The following is a 19,680-nucleotide window of genomic DNA, read 5'->3' on the forward strand; positions in this document are numbered from 1 at the left end:
GCACGGAGGGCGTATGAGTCACGGGGAAACGGTCGGCATCGTGCTGATCGAGGATGACGACGGCCATGCCACGCTCGTCGAGCGCAATCTGCGCCGTGCCGGCGTTTCGAACGGATTCCTGCGCTTTCGCGACGGCCAGCAGGCACTCGATTACTTTTTCGGCCCCGCGCCGGCCGAGGCCGCTGCCAGCGGCGCGGGCGGCGGCGCCTCCGAGCCCGCGGCGAGCGCTTATCCGTCGCGCGACGATCTGACGAATTTCGTCGTGCTGCTCGACCTGAAGATGCCGCGAGTGGACGGCTTCGAAGTCTTGCGGCGTCTGAAAGAGTCGCCGCGGACCGCCGCGGTGCCGGTGATCGTCCTGACCACCACCGACGACCCGCGCGAAATCGCCAGGTGCTACGAGCTGGGCTGCAACGTGTACATCACCAAGCCGGTCGAATATGACGCGTTCATCGAAGCCGTGCGCCGGCTCGGCTTCTTCCTGCAGGTCGTCAAGCTGCCGCCGGGCCATCGTTTCGCGGTGCCTTGAGGTAACGTTCATGTGAAGCCGCACAGCCGCCGCTGGAAGTCACCTGAAAGTCACCCGAAAGTCGCTCGTGACAACATAACCACCAGACCTAGCCTAAAAGAAGATTCGCATGATCGAAGACGTGTCCACGCTGCCCGCCGCCTATGTGCTGGTCGTCGACGACGACGAAGGCATTTTGCGGCTCGCGCGCAAGTCGCTGGAGCGCGCCGGCTGCCGGGTAGCGATCTGCGCCAGCGTCGAGGCGGCCCACGAGCGGCTCGGCGCGGGCGGCCCCGATTTGCTGGTGCTCGACTATCAGCTCAGCGGACCGGAAACCGGACTCGACTTCTTTCGCCGCTTGCGCGCCGAAGGCGTGCGGATTCCCGCCATTCTGGTGACCGGCTTCACCGACGAATCGCGCGTGATCGAAGCGCTGCGCGCGGGCGTCTCCGACGTCGTGCCCAAATCCGGCGAATACCTCAATTACCTGCCCGAGGCGGTCGAGCGCGTGCTGTCGCAAGTGCGTTTGCAAAAAGCGTCGGACGAAGCCTTGCTGTTGCGCGACCGCGAACAGCATTACCGCACCTTGTCGGAGACGCTGCCGCATCTGGTGCTGACCTGCAACGCCACGGGCGACTGCGACTTTCTCTCGAAGCAGTGGTTCGACTACACCGGCCTGCCCGACAACAGCTCACACGGCCTCGCGTGGCTGGATGCCGTGCATCCGGACGACCGCGAGGAAATCCGCCGCACGTGGCTCAACACGGTGGCGAACAACGCGGGCGACTACCAGCACGAACTGCGGATCCGCCGCCACGACGGCGAATACCGCTGGTTCGACGCGCGCGTGGTGGCGATGCGCGACGCCGAGGGCAAGGTCAGCAAATGGTTCGGCAGTTGCACGGACATTCATTCGCAGCGCGAGGCGATCGAGGAGCGCGAACGCCTGCTTGCCTCGGAGCAGGCTGCCCGTCAGATCGCCGAGGAAGCGAACCGCGCCAAGGACCGTTTTCTGGCGATGCTCTCGCATGAGTTGCGCACGCCGCTCACGCCGGTATTGGCGGGCGCGAGCGTGCTGGAGATGATTCCCGATCTGCCCGATCAGGCGCGTGCGAGCGTGCGCATGATTCGCCGCAACGTCGAGCTGGAGGCGCGGCTGATCGACGACCTGCTCGATCTCACGCGCGTGGCGAACGGCAAGCTGCGTCTGTCGCTGGAAACCGTCGACGTGCACGACGTGATGGACAGCGTGCTCGAACTTTTCCGCAGCGAGATCCAGGTCAAGCAGCAGGACGTGCACGTGCACAAGAACGCGAAGCACCATTACGTGCTGGCCGATCGCGCGCGCTTGCAGCAGATGCTATGGAACCTGATCCGCAACGCCGCCAAGTTCACGCCCGATGGCGGCCACATTTACGTGCGCACGCGCGACGAACGCATGCAGGTGCAGATATCGGTCGAAGACACGGGCATCGGCATCGAGCCGGAACAGATCGGCAAGCTCTTCAACGCGTTCGAGCAGGGCGACCAGAACATGACACGGCAATTCGGCGGCCTGGGCCTCGGTCTCGCGATCACGAAGGCGTTGACCGATGTGCACGGCGGCACCGTCACCGCGCAGAGCCCCGGCGCGCATTGCGGCGCGACCTTCACGATCACGCTGCCGACCGCCGCTGCGCCGGCCGGCACGCCGTCCGTCGCCGTGCCTGACGAAGTGCATGCGGCCGGCCTGCTGAACATCTTGCTGATCGAGGACCACGTGGATACCGCCGAGGTGATGGCGCAACTGATTCGCAGCCTCGGCCACGAAGTCACGACGGTCGGCCGCGTGGACGATGCGTTGGCCGCCACACAGTTGCAGCGCTTCGATCTGGTTGTCAGCGACGTGGGCTTGCCCGACGGCACCGGCCTCGATTTCATCAAGGCGTTCCGCGAGCATTCGGATGCGCCGGCGGTCGCGTTGACCGGCTTCGGCACGGATGAAGACGTGCGTCGTTGCTTGAGCGCCGGCTTCACTTCCCATCTGACGAAGCCCGTCAATTTCGGCCAGTTGGAGACGATGATCGAGGGCGCGGTGAACCGAAAGGCGCAGCAAGGCGCTTAGGGGTTGCGCGTAGCGCCCGGCATGAAAGTGGACAGCGTGAAAAAAGGCCTGTTGCGACAAATCGCAACAGGCCTTTTTATTGGCGCCGCCCGATCCGCGGGTTCGCGGCCTAGCGCGGCGAGTTCTTCAGTGAATCGCGGATTTCACGCAGCAGCAGCACGTCTTCCGGCGGGGGCGGCGGCTCTGCCGCTGCGTCCTCGGCCGGCCTGCGCAGATTGTTGATGAACTTGACCATCAGGAAAATGATGAACGCGAGAATGACGAAGTTGATGGCCACGGTAATGAACGAGCCGTAGCCGAACACCGCGACGCCTGCCGTCTGCAGATCTTTATACGACTCGGGGCTGCCCTTGAAGCTGGGCGGAATATCGCCGAGGCGAATGAACTTGTTGGAGAAATCGAGGCCGCCGGTGGCGACGCCGACAACCGGCATGATCAGGTCTTTAACAACGGAATTGACGATGGTGGAAAACGCGCCGCCGATGATCACGCCGACTGCCAGATCCACCACGTTGCCCTTGAGGGCGAATTCTTTGAATTCCTTGACCATGCTCATTGAGGTTCCTCCCGAGAATCGATAAACGAATCATACCAACGTCGGACGAATAGGCGAGTGCTTCGGGCAGGGAAAACGAGGCGCGGTCTTTAGCCCGGAAACTGTGACTCGCCGTGGCGGGCGCGTTCGATATGCGCGGCAAAACTGACCGGATCGGTGTTGGTGCCGCACAGCAGCACGCCCACCCGTTTGCCTTGCAGCTTTTCGCGTAGCGGTCCGAGCAAGCCCGCCGTGGCGGCGGCGCAGGCGGGCTCCACAGCCAGCTTGAGTTGACCGAACAAGGTCAGCATGGCCGCGCGCAACTGGTCGTCGGAAACGGTGACGAGATCGTCGATATGACGGCGGCACAACTCGTAGCTGTATTCCTCGGTATGCGGCGACATCAGCGAATCGGCGATGCCGTGCATCTGGCCCATCTTGACCGTGTGATTGGCCGCAAAACTCCTGCCCATCACATCCGCGCCCTCGGGTTCGACGCCGTACACATGCACGCGCGGATTCGCGAGCCGCATGGCCGTGGCGACGCCCGCGGCGAGACCGCCGCCGCCGATCGGCAGGATCACCGCTTCGAGGTCGGGCGTTTGCGTGACCCATTCATAGCCGAGCGTGGCCGAGCCCAGCACGGTGCGATAACCGTTGAACGGATGCACGAAATAGCGGCCTTCCTCGGCCTCGATACGGCGCACCAGTTCGAACGCCTCGGCGATGTTTTCCGCGAACACGATCTCGGCGCGATACTGCCGGCACAATGCCACGCGCGCCGGGTTCGCCGCGCGAAACAGCACGACCTTCGCGCCGATGCCAAGACGCATGGCCGCATACGCCACCGCCACCGCGTGATTGCCGCCCGACACGCAGGTCACGCCCGCGCTGCGTTGCGCTTCGTCGAGTGCCAGCAGGTTGGTGAACGCGCCGCGCGCCTTGAAGCTGCCGCCCGCTTGCAGCAGCTCGAACTTGAAGTTCACCACCGTGCCTTCCATCGACGGAAAGTCGAGCCTGTCGAACACCGGCGTTCGCGCGACCCACGGCGTCAACGCGAAGTGTTGCGTCGCGATGTCGTCGAGCGTGGGGATCGGCTCGCCGTCGATCGTGTGGTCGGTATGCAGTGGCGTGGCGGTGGACATGGCGGGGGCGCTCGTTCGTTTGGTATGGGTGAAACGGTGCGTGGCGGCGGACGGTTTCAGTGTGCGTGCGCCTCGACCGACATGCTGTGAATGAACTTGTGCAGGAAGCGCTCGCATGCCACGAGCTGATCGAGCGCGACGAATTCGTTGGCCTTGTGCGCCTGCTGGATGTCGCCGGGGCCGCATACGATGCTCGGAATGCCCGCCAGCGAAAACAGACCGGCTTCGGTGCCGTACGCGACCTTGCGTTTGTCCTGATCGGCGGTCAGGGCGCGCACGAGTTGCGTGATCGCCGCCTGTTCCGATGAATCGAGCCCCGGCGCCGCGGCGATCCTGGTGATCTCGATGGCCGCCGACGGATGCTCGCGCAGCATCTTCGGCAGCAGCGTTTCGCGCGCGTACTGATCGATGCGCGCGAAGATCGGTTCGGGATCGAGCGTGGGCAGGTTGCGGAATTCGAACTGGAATTTGCATTCGGCCGGCACGGTGTTGATCGCATTGCCGCCGACGATCGTGCTGGTCTGCGCGGTGGTGAAGGGCACGTCGTACAGTTCGTCGAACGGACCTTGCTCGCGGAACTGATCGGCCATGTCGCGGATGTAGCAGATCAGGCGCGCGGCGTACTCGATCGCGTTCAAGCCCTTCGGCGTGAGCGACGAATGCGCGGCCTGGCCGCGCACGCAGCACTGGTAAGCGTTGATGCCCTTGTGCGCGACGATCGGGCGCATGCTGGTCGGTTCGCCGACGATGCAGCCGTCCGGCTTCACGCCGCGCTTCATCAGGTCCTGAATCATGAGCGGCGCGCCGGCGCAGCCGACTTCCTCATCGAACGAGAGGGCGAGGTGGATCGGCCTTGCGAGCTTCGCGCGCTGCATGTCGGGCACGAGCGCCAGCGCCGCGCCGATGAAACCCTTCATGTCGCACGTGCCGCGGCCATACAGTTTGTCGCCGCGAATTTCCGGCTTGAACGGATCGCTGTCCCATTGCTGGCCGTCCACCGGCACCACGTCCGTATGACCCGAGAGCACCACGCCGCCGTTGGTTTCGCCGTCGTGCGCGGGGATCGTCGCGAACAGGTTGGCCCATTTGCCGCTCGCGTCGTGCGTGAGCGTGGCTTCGATGCCGGCCGCGCGCAGTTCGTCGCGCACGGTTTCGATCAGGCCGAGATTCGGGTTGCGGCTGACCGTGTCCATCGACACGAGACGGGTGACCCAGGGAAGCGAAACCGGCGACGAAGCGTTCTGTGCGGAAGCGGATAGGGAAGAGGGCTGCGCTGATTCAGCGACATGGGACATGACGGACTCCGGCATTTGAGTCTTTCGATCATATCCCAAAATATGCCCCTTTCGTGCGCCGCGGCGCGCGTTTGCGCGTTGCAACATGAGCAAAAACGCGGGACGTGGCGCGTATTCCCGAACTTCGAGCGATCGGCGCCGAAAGCGGACGTCAGCGCGCGGCGACCGGGGCCGCGGTGCCGCGGCTCGGCGCGCCGAGCGCGCGCAGCGTTTCCTTCACCGTCGCGACGCGTACCGCCAGATCGGGGCTGCGCGTTTCGATACGCAGCTTGTCCTGGCCCGCGAGCTTGATGTGCTTGTGTTTCTGCACCATCTCGATGATCCGCATCGCGTCGACCGGCGGGTTGGGGATGAACTGCAAACCAATCACGGCTTCGCCCGCGTCGATCTTCGAAATGCCCAACGGCTTCGCCGCGAGCCGCAGACGATGCGTCTCCACCAGCGCGTGCGCTTGCGGCGGCAACTTGCCGAAGCGGTCGATCAGTTCTTCCTGAATGCCGTCGATCGAATCGTTGTGTTCGCAGTTGGCGAGGCGCTTGTACAGCGACAGACGCTCCTGCACGTCGCCGCAATAGTCCGCGGGCAGAATCGCCGGCGCGTGCAGATTGATCTCGGTGGTCGCGGCGAGCGGCGCGGTGAGGTCCGGCTCCTTGCCTTCCTTGAGCGCCTTCACGGCGTCGTTCAGCATGTCGGTGTAAAGCTGGAAACCGATCTCGTGAATCTCGCCCGACTGCTTGTCGCCGAGCACTTCGCCGGTGCCGCGAATCTCCAGGTCGTGCATGGCGAGATAGAAGCCCGAGCCGAGTTCCTCCATCTGCTGGATTGCCTCGAGCCGGCGTTGCGCCTGCTTGGTCAGACCTTGCGGATCGTGCACCAGCAGATACGAATACGCCTGGTGATGCGAGCGGCCCACCCGGCCACGCAACTGATGCAACTGCGCGAGACCGAACTTGTCGGCGCGGTGAATCAGGATGGTGTTGGCGGTGGGCACGTCGATGCCGGTTTCGATGATCGTCGTGCACAGCAGCACGTTGGCGCGCTGCGCGACGAAGTCGCGCATCACGCGCTCCAGCTCGCGTTCGTGCATCTGCCCGTGCGCGACCGCGAGGCGCGCTTCGGGCACCAGGGCTTCGAGCATCTGCCGGCGATTCTCGATCGTCTCGACTTCGTTGTGCAGGAAGTAGACCTGGCCGCCGCGCTTCAACTCGCGCAGCATGGCCTCGCGGATCACGCTGTCTTCCTCGCGGCGCACGAAGGTTTTGATCGCGAGGCGCTTTTGCGGCGCGGTGGCGATCACCGAGAAATCGCGCAGACCTTCGAGCGCCATGCCGAGCGTGCGGGGGATCGGCGTGGCGGTGAGCGTGAGCACGTCGACTTCCGCTCTGAGCGCCTTCAATGCTTCTTTCTGACGCACGCCGAAACGGTGCTCCTCGTCGATGATCACGAGCCCGAGCCGCTTGAACTGCACATCGGAGGAGAGCAGCTTGTGCGTGCCGATCACGATGTCGACGCTGCCTTCGTTGATCTGCTGGATGGCCGCGTTGACTTCCTTGGTCGACTTGAAACGCGACAGTTCGGCGATGCGCACCGGCCAGTCGGAGAAACGGTCGGAGAAGGTTTGCGTGTGCTGTTCGGCGAGCAGCGTGGTGGGCGAGAGCAGCGCCACCTGCTTGCCGCCCATCACCGCGATGAAGGCCGCGCGCAACGCCACCTCGGTCTTGCCGAAGCCGACGTCGCCGCACACGAGCCGGTCCATCGGCTTGCCGCTCGTCATGTCGCCGATCACGGCGGCAATCGCCGCGGCCTGATCGGGCGTTTCCTCGAAGCCGAAGCTCTCGGCGAACTTCACGTAATCCTTCGGTTCGAGCGCGAACGCATGGCCCTCGCGGGCGGCGCGGCGCGCGTACAGGTTCAGCAGTTCGGCCGCGGTGTCGCGAATCTGTTGCGCCGCCTTGCGCTTGGCCTTTTCCCACTGGCCGGAGCCGAGCGAGTGCAGCGGCGCGCTTTCGGGATCGGCGCCGCTGTAGCGCGAGATCACATGGAGTTGCGCGACCGGCACGTAGAGCTTGCTGTCGCCCGCGTATTCGAGGTGCAGGAACTCGGTTTCGCCTTCGCCGAGATCCATCGTGACGAGACCCATATAGCGGCCGATGCCGTGCTGCGAATGCACGACCGGATCGCCCACCTTCAACTCGGACAGATCGCGCACCATCGAATCGACGTTGCTCGCCTGTTCCTGGCGGCGGCGTCCCGCGCGGCGCGCGAGCGGGCCGTATAGCTCCGTCTCGGTGATGATCGCGATGCCGTCGAGCGGCACGGCAAAACCGTTCGCGAGCGGCGCGACGCCCAGCGAGAAACGCTCGTCGCCGGTGAGCCAGTCCTGGAAGCTGTCGCTCGAAACGGGTTTCAGATGATTGTCGACCAGCAGTTGCAGCAGCGTTTCGCGACGGCCCGCCGATTCCGCGGCGAACAGCACGCGGTTCGGCGTGGTCTCCAGATAGGCGCGCAAGGCCGCGACCGGATCGTCGGCGTGACGGTCGATCGCCAGATCTGGCAGCGGCAGCGACCAGCCGCCGCCGGCGTTGCCGGGCAGCGCGAGCCGCGCGAACGGCTTGGCGAACGTGAAGAAGTCCTCATCCGACAGAAAGAGACGCTGTGGCTCCAGAATCGGCCGGTCGCGATCGTGCGAGAGGAAGTTGTAGCGCTGCTTCGTGTCGTTGGTGAAGCGCCGGATCGCGGCGTCCAGATCGCCGACGAACGCCAGTTGCGCGCCTTCGGGGAGGTAGTGGAACAGCGTCGCGGTTTCGTCGAAGAAAAGCGGCAGATAGTATTCGATGCCCGCGGACGGCACGCCGTTGCCGATGTCCTTGTAGATCGACGCGCGGCTCGGATCGCCCTCGAAGGTTTCGCGCCAGCGGCTGCGGAATGCGGTGCGCGCGGCTTCGTCGAACGGGAATTCGCGGCCGGGCAGGAGGCGCACGTCCTTCACCGGATAGAGGCTGCGCTGCGTGTCGGGGTCGAAGGCGCGGATCGAGTCGACCTGATCGTCGAACAGGTCGATGCGGTACGGCAAGGGCGAGCCCATCGGGAACAGATCGAGCAGCGAGCCGCGCACGCAGTACTCGCCCGGGCGCACCACCTGGCTCACGTGCTCGTAGCCGGCGAGCGTCAATTGCGCCTTCAGCCTCGCTTCGTCGAGACGCTCGCCTTGCGAGAACGCGAACGTGTAGCCCGCCATGAACGACGCCGGCGGCATCCGGTAGAGCGCCGTGGTGGCGGGCACGAGCAGGATGTCGCAGCGGCCCTCGCCGAGATCGTGCAGCGTGGCGAGGCGCTCGGAGACCAGATCCTGGTGCGGCGAAAAGCTGTCGTAAGGCAGCGTTTCCCAGTCGGGTAGCAAGCGCACGCGGGCCTCGGGCGCGAAAAAGCCGATTTCCTGCGACAGACGCTGCGCATCGACCGCGCTTTCGCACACCACCGCCAATAGCGGCACCTTCTCGCGATAGGCGAGATGGTAGCGGGCGATCAGCAGCGCGTCGGACGAGCCGTGCGTGCCGTCGAAGACGAAACGCTGGCCGGCCTTGACGAGCGCGACGGGCGGGGAGTATTGCGATGATGCGGCGATGTCTGGCATAGAAGAGAAAAGGCGGCCTTGGGCTCACACGTGACCGGCAAGTTTACGCGTGTCGGGGCGTGGATGCGAAGGACCTATTATAAAATCCGTCCTTTACTTTCACTTCGCGGCATCCGCACTCGTGACTTCCCGTCTATTTGCCCTGATTCCGTGCGCCGGCACCGGCAGCCGTTCCGGCGCCGCGATGCCCAAGCAATATCGCACCGTCGCCGGCCGCGACATGCTGCATTATTCGCTGGCGGCGTTCGACGCGTGCAGCGAGTTTGCGCAAACGCTGGTCGTGATCGCCGCCGACGACCAGCACTTCGACGCCCGCCGCTTCGGCGGCTTGCGCTTCGCGGTGCGCCGGTGCGGCGGGGCGTCGCGCCAGGCGTCGGTGCTGAACGGGCTGCATGCGCTCGCGGAATTCGGCGCGCGCGACGACGACTGGGTGCTGGTGCACGACGCCGCGCGGCCGGGCATCACGCCCTCGCTGATCCGCACGCTGGTCGGCGCGCTGAAGGACGACGCGGTCGGCGGCATCATGGCCTTGCCGGTGGCGGACACCCTGAAGCGGATCGACGCCGCCTCGACCGACGGGCGGATCGCCCGCACCGAGGCGCGTGACGGCTTGTGGCAGGCGCAGACGCCGCAAATGTTCCGCATCGGCATGTTGCGCGAGGCGATTTTGCGCGCGCACGCGGACGGTCACGATCTGACCGACGAAGCAAGCGCGATCGAATGGCTGGGCCATGCGCCGAAACTCGTGCAGGGCAGCTTGCGCAACTTCAAGGTGACTTATCCGGAAGACTTCGATCTGGCCGAGGCGATTCTCTGCCGGCCCGCATCGGCTTCCTGATTCGACGACTTCAAATTTCAATTACCGGACTCGACGCAGATGGATTTCAGAATTGGGCAGGGCTATGACGTGCATGCGCTGGTGCCGGGGCGTCCGCTGATAATCGGCGGCGTGACGATTCCTTATGAGCGCGGATTGCTCGGGCATTCGGATGCGGACGTGCTGTTGCATGCGATTACCGACGCTATTTTCGGCGCGGCCGCTATGGGCGATATCGGCCGGCATTTCTCCGACACCGACGCGAAGTTTGCCGGCGCGGACAGCCGGGTTTTGCTGCGCGAGTGTTTTGCCCGCGTGACGGCCGCCGGATTTTCCATTGCCAACGTGGACAGCAGCGTGGTGGCTCAGGCGCCGAAGCTCGCGTCTCATATCGAAGGCATGCGGGCCAATATCGCGGCTGACCTTGGCTTGCCTGTCGAGCGGGTCAACGTCAAGGCCAAGACCAATGAGAAGCTGGGTTATCTCGGGCGAGGCGAGGGGATCGAGGCGCAGGCCGTGGTTCTGTTGCTCAAGAATTGAGCCGCCGGGCAGGCCTTCAAACGAAGGCGCGCGGCGGCGCAAGTAATCGCCGCGCCGCGCGTCGTCAACGCGTTTTTATTCCGCGGCAATGCACTGCGCCGCGGCATTGATCACCGCCGCAATACGCCCCACGTCGCGCAATTGAGTGGTGCTCATGCCTTCGGCCACCAGTGTGTCGAAATGCGATTTCACGCAGAAATGGCATTTGCCGATAATCGACGCGGCCAGCGCATACATTTCAAACCGCCGCTTATCGACCCCGCCATGCGACGCATAGGCATTCATCCGTAATTGCGCCGGCTGCGATTTCAAATCCGCGTTATCCGTCATTTCCACATACGGATACCAGACGTTATTCATTCCCATCAACGCCGCGGCAGTCAGCGCGCCATTCGTTTCTTCCGGAGATAAAACCCCGGCGTTGCGAATCGCATTCACGATGACCGTGCTCTTCGCGGCGAACGCCGCCGCGAGCGCCACGCCGACCGCGTCGTTGCCTTCCAGCGAAGAGCGCGCAATCGTCCCGTCCAGATTCAGCCGAATGTCCTTGGCGTAGTCGGGCACGAGCGCCTTAATCGAAGATAAGAATTCCATTGGCATCTCCTATCAAGTTGTCGATAAAAAAGCCCGCGGCTTTTCCAAGCCTGGCGGGCTTCCGGCGCCACGGCTTACAGCGTTGCGCCGCCGACCGCGCGGTTGCACGGGCAGAGTTCGTCCGTTTGCAGGCCGTCGAGAATCCGCAGCACTTCTTCCGGGTTGCGGCCGACGTTCAGGTTGTTGACCGAAACGTGCTGGATCGTGTTGTCCGGATCGACGATGAACGTGGCGCGCAGCGCGACACCGGCTTCCTTGTCGCGCACGCCGAGCTGGTCGATCAGTTCGCCCTTGACGTCGCCGAACGAATAGTGGTTCAGCTTGCTCAGGTCTTTGTGCTCGCGGCGCCATGCCAGCTTCACGAACTCGTTGTCGACGCTGCCGCCCAGCAATACCGCGTCGCGCTCCTCGAAGTCCTTGGCCAGCTTGCCGAACTCGACGATTTCCGTCGGACAGACGAACGTGAAATCCTTCGGATAGAAATAGAGGATCTTCCACTTGCCCGGAAACGACTGCTCCGTGATCTCTTCGAACGCCGAGATGCCGTTTTCTTCGTGGTTGTTGAAGCCCGGCTTGGCAGCCGTGACGGTGAACGCTTCGAGTTTGTCGCCAACAGTTTTCATGCGAATGCTCCTTCGTGTGTTGGAAAAAACAGCATGTTTGAGGCTATCAGCTCGTCATCGCGAGCGCGTTGCAAGGTTTTCAACTATAGCTCTATTGAACTATCCGTTCAGTAGTTTTTCACTAACAACCCGGATAGTTATTATTCAACGCGGATGACTGGCGGTTCCGGCAGCGCGCCCGGCTTGACGCGGTCAAACGCCTTTCGCGAGCGGGAACTCGATCGTCACCTCGAGCCCCGGTCCTGGCGTGCGATTGCGCAGACGCAGCGCGCCGCGGTAGCGGCCCACCAGGCGTTGCACAATTGCCATGCCAAGGCCGGTGCCGTTCGCCTGGGTGCGCGCGGAATTCACACGATAGAACGGCCGTGTGACAAGCGCTAGCTGGTCTTCCGGAATACCTGGACCTTCGTCGACCACCGAAAGTTCGACCCGTGAGTGCGACACCCGCGTTTCCAGAATCACGTGCGGAATGCCGTCACCGTCGCTCAAACCGTACTTGCGCGCGTTCTCCAGCAGATTGCCGACCACGCGCCGCATATCGGTTTCGTCGGCTTCGATCACCGCCGAGGGCGCGAGGCGCGTGATCAGCCGCATGCTGTCCTCGCTTTGCATCCGCGCGGCCAGTTCTCCCGCGATCACGGACAGGTCGACCGGTTCGGGCACCCGCTGCACCGGGCGCGCGTAATCGAGGAAGCGGCCGATGATCATGTCCATCTGCTCGATGTCGTCGACCATCGCGTCCTTGGTCGCCTGGTCGGACGGGCTCATTTCGGTTTCCAGCCGCAGCCGCGCGAGCGGGGTGCGCAGATCGTGCGAGATGCCGGCGAGCATCAGCGCGCGGTCGGCCTCGAGCTGTTCGAGGTCCTGCACCATCTGGTTGAAACTGCGATTGGTTTCGGCGGCGACGCCCATGCCGCGCTCCGGCAACGGCTCGGGCGACTGGCCGGAGCCGACCTTGCGTGCGGCCATGGCCAGCCTGGCGAACGGCCGGTTCACGAGACTCGTGATGAACGCCGCGCCGAACAGCGACAGCGCGAGCGCGAACACGCCCCAGCCGGCCCATTGCAGGCCCGTGGCGTTGTCGAGCTGGTCGCGGTCGAGCGCGACCCAGTAATCGTCGTCGTCGATCTTGAAGCTGATCCACACGCCGGGGATGTCGTTCACGCTCTGGGCAATGATGGTGTCGTCGCCCAGGCGCCCGCGAATGTCGTGTTCGATCAGCCGGTTTAGCGACTCGTCGGGCTGGAGCTTGTACTTGTCCGTGGTTTCGCGCGGATACACGCGGACCCCTTCATTGCTTTCCAGATCCTGCAGCAACGCGCGCCGCAGGTCGGGATCGGAATAGAGGAGCGCGGTGCGCGTGAGCTTGACGATGGCGACCAGTTGCAACGCCACGCGCTGCGCGCGCGGCTCGCGTTCGATCACGCGAAAGCTCTGAAACCAGGCGGCGAGACTGACCGCGATCAACAGCGCGATCAACAGAAAGGTCCGCCAGAAAAGGCCGCCGAACGCGAGCGTCAGGAGGCGCCGGTCGATCCGCATGGGCCCTTCTTATCTGGAACTATCTTGCATGGGACCAGAGTAAGCGCTAAAGCGCCAACTCCAGTCGACACGGGAGGCGAGAACAAACTCAGGCTGCACCGTCGGGAATGAACACGTAGCCGAGACCCCAGACGGTCTGGATGAAACGCGGGCTCCCCGGATCGGGTTCGATCAGCTTGCGCAGACGCGAAATCTGCACGTCGAGGCTGCGGTCGAACACTTCATATTCGCGGCCGCGCGCGAGTTCCATCAACTTCTCACGCGAGAGCGGCTGACGCGGGTGGCGCGCAAACACTTTCAGCACGGAGAACTCGCCGGTGGTAAGCGGAATTTCCTGGCCGGCCTTGGTGAGCGTACGGGTGGCGAGATTCAGCGCGAACTCGCCGAATTCGAACACTTCGGTGGTTTCGGACGGCGCGCCCGGCAACTCCGACGGCGACTGGCGGCGCAGCACCGCATGAATCCGTGCGACCAGTTCGCGCGGATTGAAGGGCTTGGGGAGATAGTCGTCGGCGCCCATCTCGAGACCGACGATACGATCGACGTCTTCACCCTTGGCCGTCAGCATGATGATCGGCGTGCGGTCGTTGCTGCCGCGCAGGCGGCGGCAGATCGACAGGCCGTCCTCGCCGGGCAGCATCAGATCCAGCACCAGCAGATCGAAGCGCTCACGCACCCACAGCTTGTTCATGGATGGCGCGTTCTCGGCAACATAGACGTTGAAGCCCTGTTCACCGAGGTAACGGCGCAGCAGATCGCGCAGGCGTGGATCGTCGTCGACGACGAGGATTTTCGAAGGGTTTTTGGTTTCCATGGTCGGCATCTTAGCGCGATTAGAAAGTGGTGCGCGGTTGCATCATTTATCGGGTTACAGTCAGTTACAAAATTTACCCGCCATGTGGCACGACGTAAAGCATCGACCGTTAGACTCCTTTACTGAATGCGGCTGTTCGGTGGATACTTCACTCGACTAAAACTCACGCGCCCGGCTCGTTACCGGGTTGTATACGCATTGAGGTAGCCGGTTGCCGCGCCACGAAGGGAACAACATGAAGGGAGGGGTTTGGCCGAATGTGCGTCTACGGGTGATTGCACTGGCGGTAGCCGGTACGATTGCAGGCTCACTGGCACCAACGCTCGCCCATGCCCAGCCTTCCGCCGACAGAGCTGCGAGTGAGCACGCGTCCAGACCCGCCAATCCGCGGGCAAACCGCCGCAACGCGAGTAACGCCGAACGCCCCGCCTCAGACGCGATGTTGCGCACCGCGATTCCTTCCGATCTCGATCAACATCGCCGCGACGGCCATATGACGCCCGACGAGCGGCGCCTCCTACGGCAGCATATCGAAGACGCCGTGCGCGAGCTGTATAAGCGTTAGTCAGTTTATGTGACGGTCGCCGCCTGGCTGCCGCGCGGCTTTCACGTCTGGGTTCTCCAGCCCTTGGCTCGCGCGAAAAATTTCGTTGCACTTCTCTCGTCAACTTTGTCATCCGTTCTACCGTTGAGTGGCGAGGACGCGGCACCTGACTGCCTGCGCGATTGCTGCTACTTGACATTCCGCCAACCCGGATGACCGATGACCCAATTTCTCACAGGTGGAAATCGCCGCGGATGGTTTGCCATCGCCGTCATCACGCTGGCGGCGACGTACGGTTTGCAGACGGTGGCCGTCGCGCAGCAGAGCCGGCCTCGCGTCTCGCACGTCAAACATCGCACGCCGGCCCCGGCCTCCGCTGCGTCCGGCATTGAACAAAACATCCTCGCTGTGGACGACGCGCGCTTCTTCCTGATGCGCGTCGGCTTCGCGCCGGACAGCGCCGAACTCGCGCAATACGTTGGACTCACGCGAGCGCAGGCCGTCGACAAGGTGCTCGCAACAGCACGAACCGAAGCTGTCACGCCGCTGCCCGACTGGGTCTTCGAACCGCTCCCGACACGTGAAGCGCGCAAGGCGTGGACCGCCGAGCAGCGTCGCGACGAGCAGCGCTTGCGTCGGCAGCGTTACGAAACCTTGCGGGCATGGTGGGTGCGCGAGATGCTGGTCACGCCGTCGCCGCTGACCGAACGCATGACGCTCTTCTGGCACAACCATTTCACGTCGGGGCAGGACAAGGTTCAGTTTCCACAACTGATGGCGCGGCAGAACCTGCTGCTGCGCCGGGAGGCGCTCGGCAACTTCGGCACGCTGCTGCACGAGGTCGCGAAAGACCCGGCGATGCTGCAGTATCTGGACGGTGCCAGCAATCGCAAGGGCAAGCCCAACGAAAATTTCGCCCGCGAAGTGATGGAGCTATTCACGCTCGGCGAAGGGCATTACACGCAGCGCGACGTTTCGGAAGCGGCGCGCGCCTACACGGGATGGAGCCTCGATCCCGACACGCTGGCGTATCTGTGGCGCGCCAACCAGCACGACGACGGCGAAAAGACCGTGCTCGGCCAAACCGGTTCTTTCGACGGCGATCAGGTGCTCGACATTCTGCTCGCACGGCCGGAAACCGCCACGTTCGTCACGACCGGGCTGTGGCGTGAATTCGTCTCCGATACGCCGGATCCGGCGCTTATCGCGCCAATCGCCGCGCAGTTCCGCGCGAGTCATTACGAGGTTGAGGTGGCGTTGCGCGGTCTCTTCATGAGCGACGCTTTCTGGGACGAGGGCGATCGCGGCGTGCTCGTGAAGTCGCCGGCGGAATTCGTGGTCGGCACGCTGCGCGCGTTCGACATCGGTTACGACAACACCGCGCCGTTCGCCGCCCAGATCCGCACGCTCGGCGAAAACCTGTTATACCCGCCGAACGTCAAGGGATGGCCCGGCGGCGCGACATGGATCAACAGTTCGACGCTGCTCGCGCGCAAGCAATTCGTCGAGCAACTGTTTCGCGCGACCGAAACCGCCGGTCCGCGGCGCATGAGCGATTCGATGAACGCAAACGGCGAGGCGAGCGGCAGCGCCGCGCCGCGCGACATGCGGACGAATCCGCCGATGCAGCGCGCGACGGCGCGAGGCGCTCGGGATGCCAGGGGCGGCGTGCGCTTCGACATCGATAGGTGGCTCGCACAGTACAACACCGCGCCGACGGCGAAACCGGGGCTATCGGCCGAGCTACAACTTCAGCACGCGGTCTTGCCGCTTGCGCCGGTGAACGCGATCGACACCGATTCCACCGCGAGCGCTTATCTGGAAGCGCTGCTGATGGACCCGACGTATCAGCTCAAGTGAGCGCGAACCGCTGAAATGAACGGTCCGGCGGCGAGAGTGTGACGCGCCGTGACAATCGAACGAGGTGCAGTATGAAACGACGCAGCTTTCTCTCGATGGCCGCAACCGCCGGCGCGTCGCTCTGGCTGCCGAGCGCATCCGGCGCGCAAATGGCCGCGCCGGACGCGTCGCCCTATCGCGGCTACGGCAACCTGTTGATTCTTGTCGAGCTGAAGGGCGGCAACGATGGTTTGAACACCGTGATTCCGTTCGCCGATTCCACTTACTATCAGCTGCGCAAGAACATCGGCATCAAACGTGAGCAGGCGATTCAACTCGACGAGCGCACCGCGCTGCACCCGTCGTTGCAACCGCTGATGCCGCTTTGGCAGAGCCGGCAACTGGCGATCGTGCAAGGCGTCAGCTATGCGCAGCCGAACCTCTCGCATTTCCGCTCGATCGAGATCTGGGACACCGCGTCGCGTTCCGACCAATATCTGCGCGAGGGCTGGCTCACGCGTGCGTTCGCGCGGACGCCGGTGCCCGCGGGTTTTGCCGCCGACGGCGTGGTCATCGGCAGCGCCGAAATGGGGCCGCTCGCGAATGGCGCGCGCGCCATCGCGCTCGTCAATCCGGCGCAGTTCGTGAAGGCCTCGCGTCTCGCCACGCCGGTATCGCTGCACGAGCGCAATCCCGAACTGGCGCACATTCTCGAGGTCGAGAACGACATCGTGAAAGCCGCCGACCGTCTGCGTCCCGCTCAAGGCCTCGCGGCCATGAAGACCGCGCTCCCAGGCGGCGCGTTCGGCAGTTCGATCAAAGCGGCGATGCAGGTGCTCGCCGCCGCGGGCGCCCCGAAGGAAGCCGCCTTTGGCCGCACGCAGCAAGGACAGCCCGGCAACGGGCAGGGCGTCGCGGTGATCCGCCTGACGCTCAACGGTTTCGATACGCATCAGAACCAGCCGGCTCAACAGGCGGCGCTGCTCAAACAACTCGCGGAGGGATTCGCTTCGATGAAGTCGGCGCTCGTCGAACTCGGCCGTTGGGACGATACGCTGGTGATGACCTATGCCGAGTTCGGCCGCCGTCCGCGCGAGAACCACAGCAACGGCACGGACCACGGCACCGTGGCGCCGCATTTCGTCACGGGCGGACGAGTGCGGGGCGGTCTATACGGTGTACCGCCGGAACTCGGGCGGCTCGACGGCAATGGCAATTTGCCGGTCGGCGTCGATTTTCGACAGCTTTACGCGACCGTGCTCGGGTCGTGGTGGGGGCTCGACGCGTCGGCGATTCTGCAGCAGCGTTTCGAGCCGCTGCCCTTGCTGCGCGTCTGACGATGACGGGCCGCGCTTCATCGGATTCAACCCGCGGCCGTTGCAAGGTTCAAGCTATCTGGCGCGCCACGCGATCCATAGCTTGCGAATCGGCGTCAGCGCGATACGTTGATGCAGCACGTGATAGCCGTCGCGTTCGATTTCATCCAGCAGCGCCAACGCGAGCGCCGCTTGCGCGAGCAGCGTGCGCTGCGAGCGGCGCTCGCCGGTGGGCACCGCGGCGAGTGCGGCATGCAACGCATCGCCGGCGCGCTTCGTCTGGAAGCGCATCAACCCGGTGAACGCGTCGGAATACTTTCGGTTGATCAGATCGGCGGCGGTGACGTTAAAGCGCTGCATTTCGTCGATCGGAATGTAGATGCGGCCGTGGCGTGCGTCATTGCCCGTTTCGACCACCAACTGCGCGAGCAGTAGCGCCTCGCCGAGCGGAGCCGACCACGTCGACGCATGCGCGGCGTCTTTCGCCGTGGCCCGCGCCACCAGCGACGCGAAGGTGCCGCCGACGCCTTGTACATAGCGTCGCAGGTTCGGGTAGTCGAGGTAGCGCGCCTGGTCGAGGTCCATTTCGAAACCGGCAAGCAGCGCCTGCAACGCGCGGGACTCGTTCTCCACGTCCGGCAGATAGGCCGCGAGCGCCTTGGACACCGGATGCGACGGCGCGCCCGAAGCCAGCGCGGCGATTTCGTTTTGCCACCATGCGAGCTTGGTGCGGCCGATGGCGGGATCGCTTACCTCTTTCACCGTTTCCTCGAACTCGCGGCGCAGCGCGAACAGCGCGGTCAAAAGCGGCTGGCTTGTGGCGGGCCCCTGCCGAAGCGCATAGTAAGTGCTCGATCCGGGCGGTGCCGCTTTTTGCTGGCAATATTCGTCGAAATTCACTGGATTGGAATGTGGGGAAGAGCGGGCGAAGGGGGAGGCGACTGGAGCACGGCGTGCGCGCGCCAAGCCAAAAATTGTAGCATCGGCGCCCTTCATGCGGACGGCCGGCCAGATGCAGACAAGCGCGAATCAATCGGTTAGAATCTCGCGCTTACGCTTTTGGGCGCGTGTTTTTATGCGCACAGAGCATGCAGGACATCGGGCAGGGCGCACAGCGGCTTGTCCGGCTGCGAGGGTGGCGAAATTGGTAGACGCACCAGGTTTAGGTCCTGACGCCCGCAAGGGTGTAGGGGTTCGAGTCCCCTCCCTCGCACCAGGTATGTGAAGCGGATGTAGCGGAGAACCCCGTCGAGTCTTTGGACCGGCGGGGTTTTTTGTTTTTATGTGCGCTTTGCGCGACGCTCAGACGCCCGGCGGCTGTGCTTGCGTGCCCGGCAACTCAGCCTGCGCCGCGCCTTCGAGAAAACGGCGCGTCGATTCGAACGCCTGCAGCATCGGCTCCGGCCACGGCGTTTGCAGCATGACCGCCTGATGGTTTTCGAACGCCGACGACAGTAGTTTCGCCAGTTCGGGCGAGCGCAAATGACGCAGCAGCACGCTCACGGCAATCGCCGTGGCCTGGCTCGCGCCCGCGGTCTGGAGTTCCGAAGCGGTGAGGGCGGCGACCTGTTTGTTGATGTCCACTGAAAACTTCCTTGGATGAAGATGGGAGATTGAAGGGCTCGGGGGCCGGTTCCGGAATTTTGACATGCCTGGCCGGTTGCCGCGAACGTGGCAGGTTCCCGTGCTTGCGGCGTTCGAGATGGTGGCGAGGGTTTTCCGGCTGCTCGATCCGGCGAGCGATAGATGGCTGGCTATCAAGTAAGCGCAGCTGCCGTACCGATCCGATGTCATGTCGAACGCGACGCTCACGCAAGCTTCGGTATCGAT

17 protein-coding genes and 1 tRNA gene are annotated in these 19,680 nt (G+C 64.0%); 8 read left to right on the forward strand and 10 right to left on the reverse strand.

Going from position 1 to position 19,680, the window contains the following annotated elements:
- The first annotated feature begins 13 nt into the window (after positions 1-13).
- Together ACOCG7_RS19790 and ACOCG7_RS19795 are read left to right on the forward strand one after the other, a co-directional pair.
- Positions 14-529 carry a response regulator gene (locus ACOCG7_RS19790; RefSeq protein ID WP_073426751.1) on the forward strand — a complete coding sequence of 172 codons (516 nt, stop codon included), beginning with the start codon at positions 14-16 and terminating at the stop codon, positions 527-529.
- 109 nt (positions 530-638) lie between these two features.
- Positions 639-2,612 carry a hybrid sensor histidine kinase/response regulator gene (locus ACOCG7_RS19795; RefSeq protein WP_073426750.1) on the forward strand — a complete coding sequence of 658 codons (1,974 nt, stop codon included), beginning with the start codon at positions 639-641 and terminating at the stop codon, positions 2,610-2,612.
- A 109-nt stretch (positions 2,613-2,721) separates the two neighbouring features.
- Here ACOCG7_RS19795 and mscL read toward each other — a convergent pair whose 3' ends face one another.
- The 4 genes from mscL to mfd all read right to left on the reverse strand — a co-directional run bounded on the left by mscL (position 2,722) and on the right by mfd (position 9,221).
- The gene (gene mscL, locus ACOCG7_RS19800; RefSeq protein WP_073426749.1) at positions 2,722-3,168 is read right to left on the reverse strand and encodes a large conductance mechanosensitive channel protein MscL; all 447 of its coding nucleotides are present in this window, start codon (positions 3,166-3,168) and stop codon (positions 2,722-2,724) included.
- 89 nt (positions 3,169-3,257) lie between these two features.
- Positions 3,258-4,292 (reverse strand): threonine ammonia-lyase, encoded by a 1,035-nt coding sequence (locus tag ACOCG7_RS19805; protein WP_073426748.1) that lies wholly within the window; start codon positions 4,290-4,292, stop codon positions 3,258-3,260.
- A gap of 56 nt (positions 4,293-4,348) precedes the next feature.
- Positions 4,349-5,587, reverse strand: coding sequence for an acetylornithine deacetylase (argE, locus tag ACOCG7_RS19810; RefSeq protein WP_073426939.1), 1,239 nt, complete (start codon positions 5,585-5,587; stop codon positions 4,349-4,351).
- Positions 5,588-5,738: 151 nt separating this feature from the next.
- On the reverse strand, positions 5,739-9,221 hold the full coding sequence (mfd, locus tag ACOCG7_RS19815; RefSeq protein WP_421379568.1) for a transcription-repair coupling factor: 3,483 nt from the start codon (positions 9,219-9,221) through the stop codon (positions 5,739-5,741).
- A 121-nt stretch (positions 9,222-9,342) separates the two neighbouring features.
- Here mfd and ispD point away from each other — a divergent pair, with 121 nt between their 5' ends.
- Positions 9,343-10,059, forward strand: a complete 717-nt coding sequence (gene ispD, locus ACOCG7_RS19820) for a 2-C-methyl-D-erythritol 4-phosphate cytidylyltransferase (RefSeq protein ID WP_421379571.1) — start codon at positions 9,343-9,345, stop codon at positions 10,057-10,059.
- Positions 10,060-10,098: 39 nt separating this feature from the next.
- Entirely contained in the window at positions 10,099-10,578 is a 480-nt protein-coding gene (ispF, locus tag ACOCG7_RS19825) for a 2-C-methyl-D-erythritol 2,4-cyclodiphosphate synthase (protein ID WP_421379574.1), read from the forward strand.
- A 75-nt stretch (positions 10,579-10,653) separates the two neighbouring features.
- On the opposite strand, the gene ACOCG7_RS19830 is transcribed toward ispF, so the two are convergent.
- The 4 genes from ACOCG7_RS19830 to ompR form a co-directional block, all read right to left on the reverse strand.
- Entirely contained in the window at positions 10,654-11,172 is a 519-nt protein-coding gene (locus tag ACOCG7_RS19830) for a carboxymuconolactone decarboxylase family protein (protein ID WP_006048914.1), read from the reverse strand.
- Between the two features lie 74 nt (positions 11,173-11,246).
- Positions 11,247-11,795 carry a peroxiredoxin gene (locus ACOCG7_RS19835; protein ID WP_073426744.1) on the reverse strand — a complete coding sequence of 183 codons (549 nt, stop codon included), beginning with the start codon at positions 11,793-11,795 and terminating at the stop codon, positions 11,247-11,249.
- Between the two features lie 192 nt (positions 11,796-11,987).
- Positions 11,988-13,337 carry an ATP-binding protein gene (locus ACOCG7_RS19840; protein ID WP_073426743.1) on the reverse strand — a complete coding sequence of 450 codons (1,350 nt, stop codon included), beginning with the start codon at positions 13,335-13,337 and terminating at the stop codon, positions 11,988-11,990.
- An 88-nt stretch (positions 13,338-13,425) separates the two neighbouring features.
- Positions 13,426-14,160, reverse strand: a complete 735-nt coding sequence (gene ompR, locus ACOCG7_RS19845) for a two-component system response regulator OmpR (RefSeq protein WP_006048917.1) — start codon at positions 14,158-14,160, stop codon at positions 13,426-13,428.
- A gap of 226 nt (positions 14,161-14,386) precedes the next feature.
- Between ompR and ACOCG7_RS19850 the strand changes: the two genes are divergently transcribed.
- The 3 genes from ACOCG7_RS19850 to ACOCG7_RS19860 all read left to right on the forward strand — a co-directional run bounded on the left by ACOCG7_RS19850 (position 14,387) and on the right by ACOCG7_RS19860 (position 17,871).
- Positions 14,387-14,716, forward strand: coding sequence for a hypothetical protein (locus ACOCG7_RS19850; protein ID WP_073426742.1), 330 nt, complete (start codon positions 14,387-14,389; stop codon positions 14,714-14,716).
- A 198-nt stretch (positions 14,717-14,914) separates the two neighbouring features.
- Positions 14,915-16,555, forward strand: a complete 1,641-nt coding sequence (locus ACOCG7_RS19855) for a DUF1800 domain-containing protein (protein WP_421379581.1) — start codon at positions 14,915-14,917, stop codon at positions 16,553-16,555.
- Between the two features lie 71 nt (positions 16,556-16,626).
- Positions 16,627-17,871 carry a DUF1501 domain-containing protein gene (locus ACOCG7_RS19860; protein ID WP_421379583.1) on the forward strand — a complete coding sequence of 415 codons (1,245 nt, stop codon included), beginning with the start codon at positions 16,627-16,629 and terminating at the stop codon, positions 17,869-17,871.
- Positions 17,872-17,925: 54 nt separating this feature from the next.
- Here the strand turns inward: ACOCG7_RS19860 and ACOCG7_RS19865 are convergent, their stop codons facing one another.
- The gene (locus tag ACOCG7_RS19865) at positions 17,926-18,750 is read right to left on the reverse strand and encodes a squalene/phytoene synthase family protein (RefSeq protein WP_114162364.1); all 825 of its coding nucleotides are present in this window, start codon (positions 18,748-18,750) and stop codon (positions 17,926-17,928) included.
- Positions 18,751-18,979: 229 nt separating this feature from the next.
- Here ACOCG7_RS19865 and ACOCG7_RS19870 point away from each other — a divergent pair.
- Positions 18,980-19,066: transfer RNA gene (locus ACOCG7_RS19870), tRNA-Leu, on the forward strand.
- 86 nt (positions 19,067-19,152) lie between these two features.
- On the opposite strand, the gene ACOCG7_RS19875 is transcribed toward ACOCG7_RS19870, so the two are convergent.
- A complete protein-coding gene (locus ACOCG7_RS19875) occupies positions 19,153-19,434 on the reverse strand; it encodes a hypothetical protein (RefSeq protein WP_083083635.1) in 282 nt (93 codons plus the stop codon).
- Positions 19,435-19,680 lie beyond the last annotated feature (246 nt).

Origin of the sequence: Paraburkholderia sp. DD10 (genome assembly GCF_049177125.1) — a bacterium.
GTDB classification, from domain to species: domain Bacteria; phylum Pseudomonadota; class Gammaproteobacteria; order Burkholderiales; family Burkholderiaceae; genus Paraburkholderia; species Paraburkholderia terricola.

Coding starts and splice junctions, on each gene's coding strand:
- ACOCG7_RS19790 (WP_073426751.1), top strand. CDS start 14: ATGAGTCACGGGGAAACGGTCGGCATCGTGCTGATCGAGGATGACGAC.
- ACOCG7_RS19795 (WP_073426750.1), top strand. CDS start 639: ATGATCGAAGACGTGTCCACGCTGCCCGCCGCCTATGTGCTGGTCGTC.
- mscL (WP_073426749.1), bottom strand. CDS start 3,168: ATGAGCATGGTCAAGGAATTCAAAGAATTCGCCCTCAAGGGCAACGTG.
- ACOCG7_RS19805 (WP_073426748.1), bottom strand. CDS start 4,292: ATGTCCACCGCCACGCCACTGCATACCGACCACACGATCGACGGCGAG.
- argE (WP_073426939.1), bottom strand. CDS start 5,587: ATGTCCCATGTCGCTGAATCAGCGCAGCCCTCTTCCCTATCCGCTTCC.
- mfd (WP_421379568.1), bottom strand. CDS start 9,221: ATGCCAGACATCGCCGCATCATCGCAATACTCCCCGCCCGTCGCGCTC.
- ispF (WP_421379574.1), top strand. CDS start 10,099: ATGGATTTCAGAATTGGGCAGGGCTATGACGTGCATGCGCTGGTGCCG.
- ACOCG7_RS19830 (WP_006048914.1), bottom strand. CDS start 11,172: ATGGAATTCTTATCTTCGATTAAGGCGCTCGTGCCCGACTACGCCAAG.
- ACOCG7_RS19835 (WP_073426744.1), bottom strand. CDS start 11,795: ATGAAAACTGTTGGCGACAAACTCGAAGCGTTCACCGTCACGGCTGCC.
- ACOCG7_RS19840 (WP_073426743.1), bottom strand. CDS start 13,337: ATGCGGATCGACCGGCGCCTCCTGACGCTCGCGTTCGGCGGCCTTTTC.
- ompR (WP_006048917.1), bottom strand. CDS start 14,160: ATGCCGACCATGGAAACCAAAAACCCTTCGAAAATCCTCGTCGTCGAC.
- ACOCG7_RS19850 (WP_073426742.1), top strand. CDS start 14,387: ATGAAGGGAGGGGTTTGGCCGAATGTGCGTCTACGGGTGATTGCACTG.
- ACOCG7_RS19855 (WP_421379581.1), top strand. CDS start 14,915: ATGACCCAATTTCTCACAGGTGGAAATCGCCGCGGATGGTTTGCCATC.
- ACOCG7_RS19860 (WP_421379583.1), top strand. CDS start 16,627: ATGAAACGACGCAGCTTTCTCTCGATGGCCGCAACCGCCGGCGCGTCG.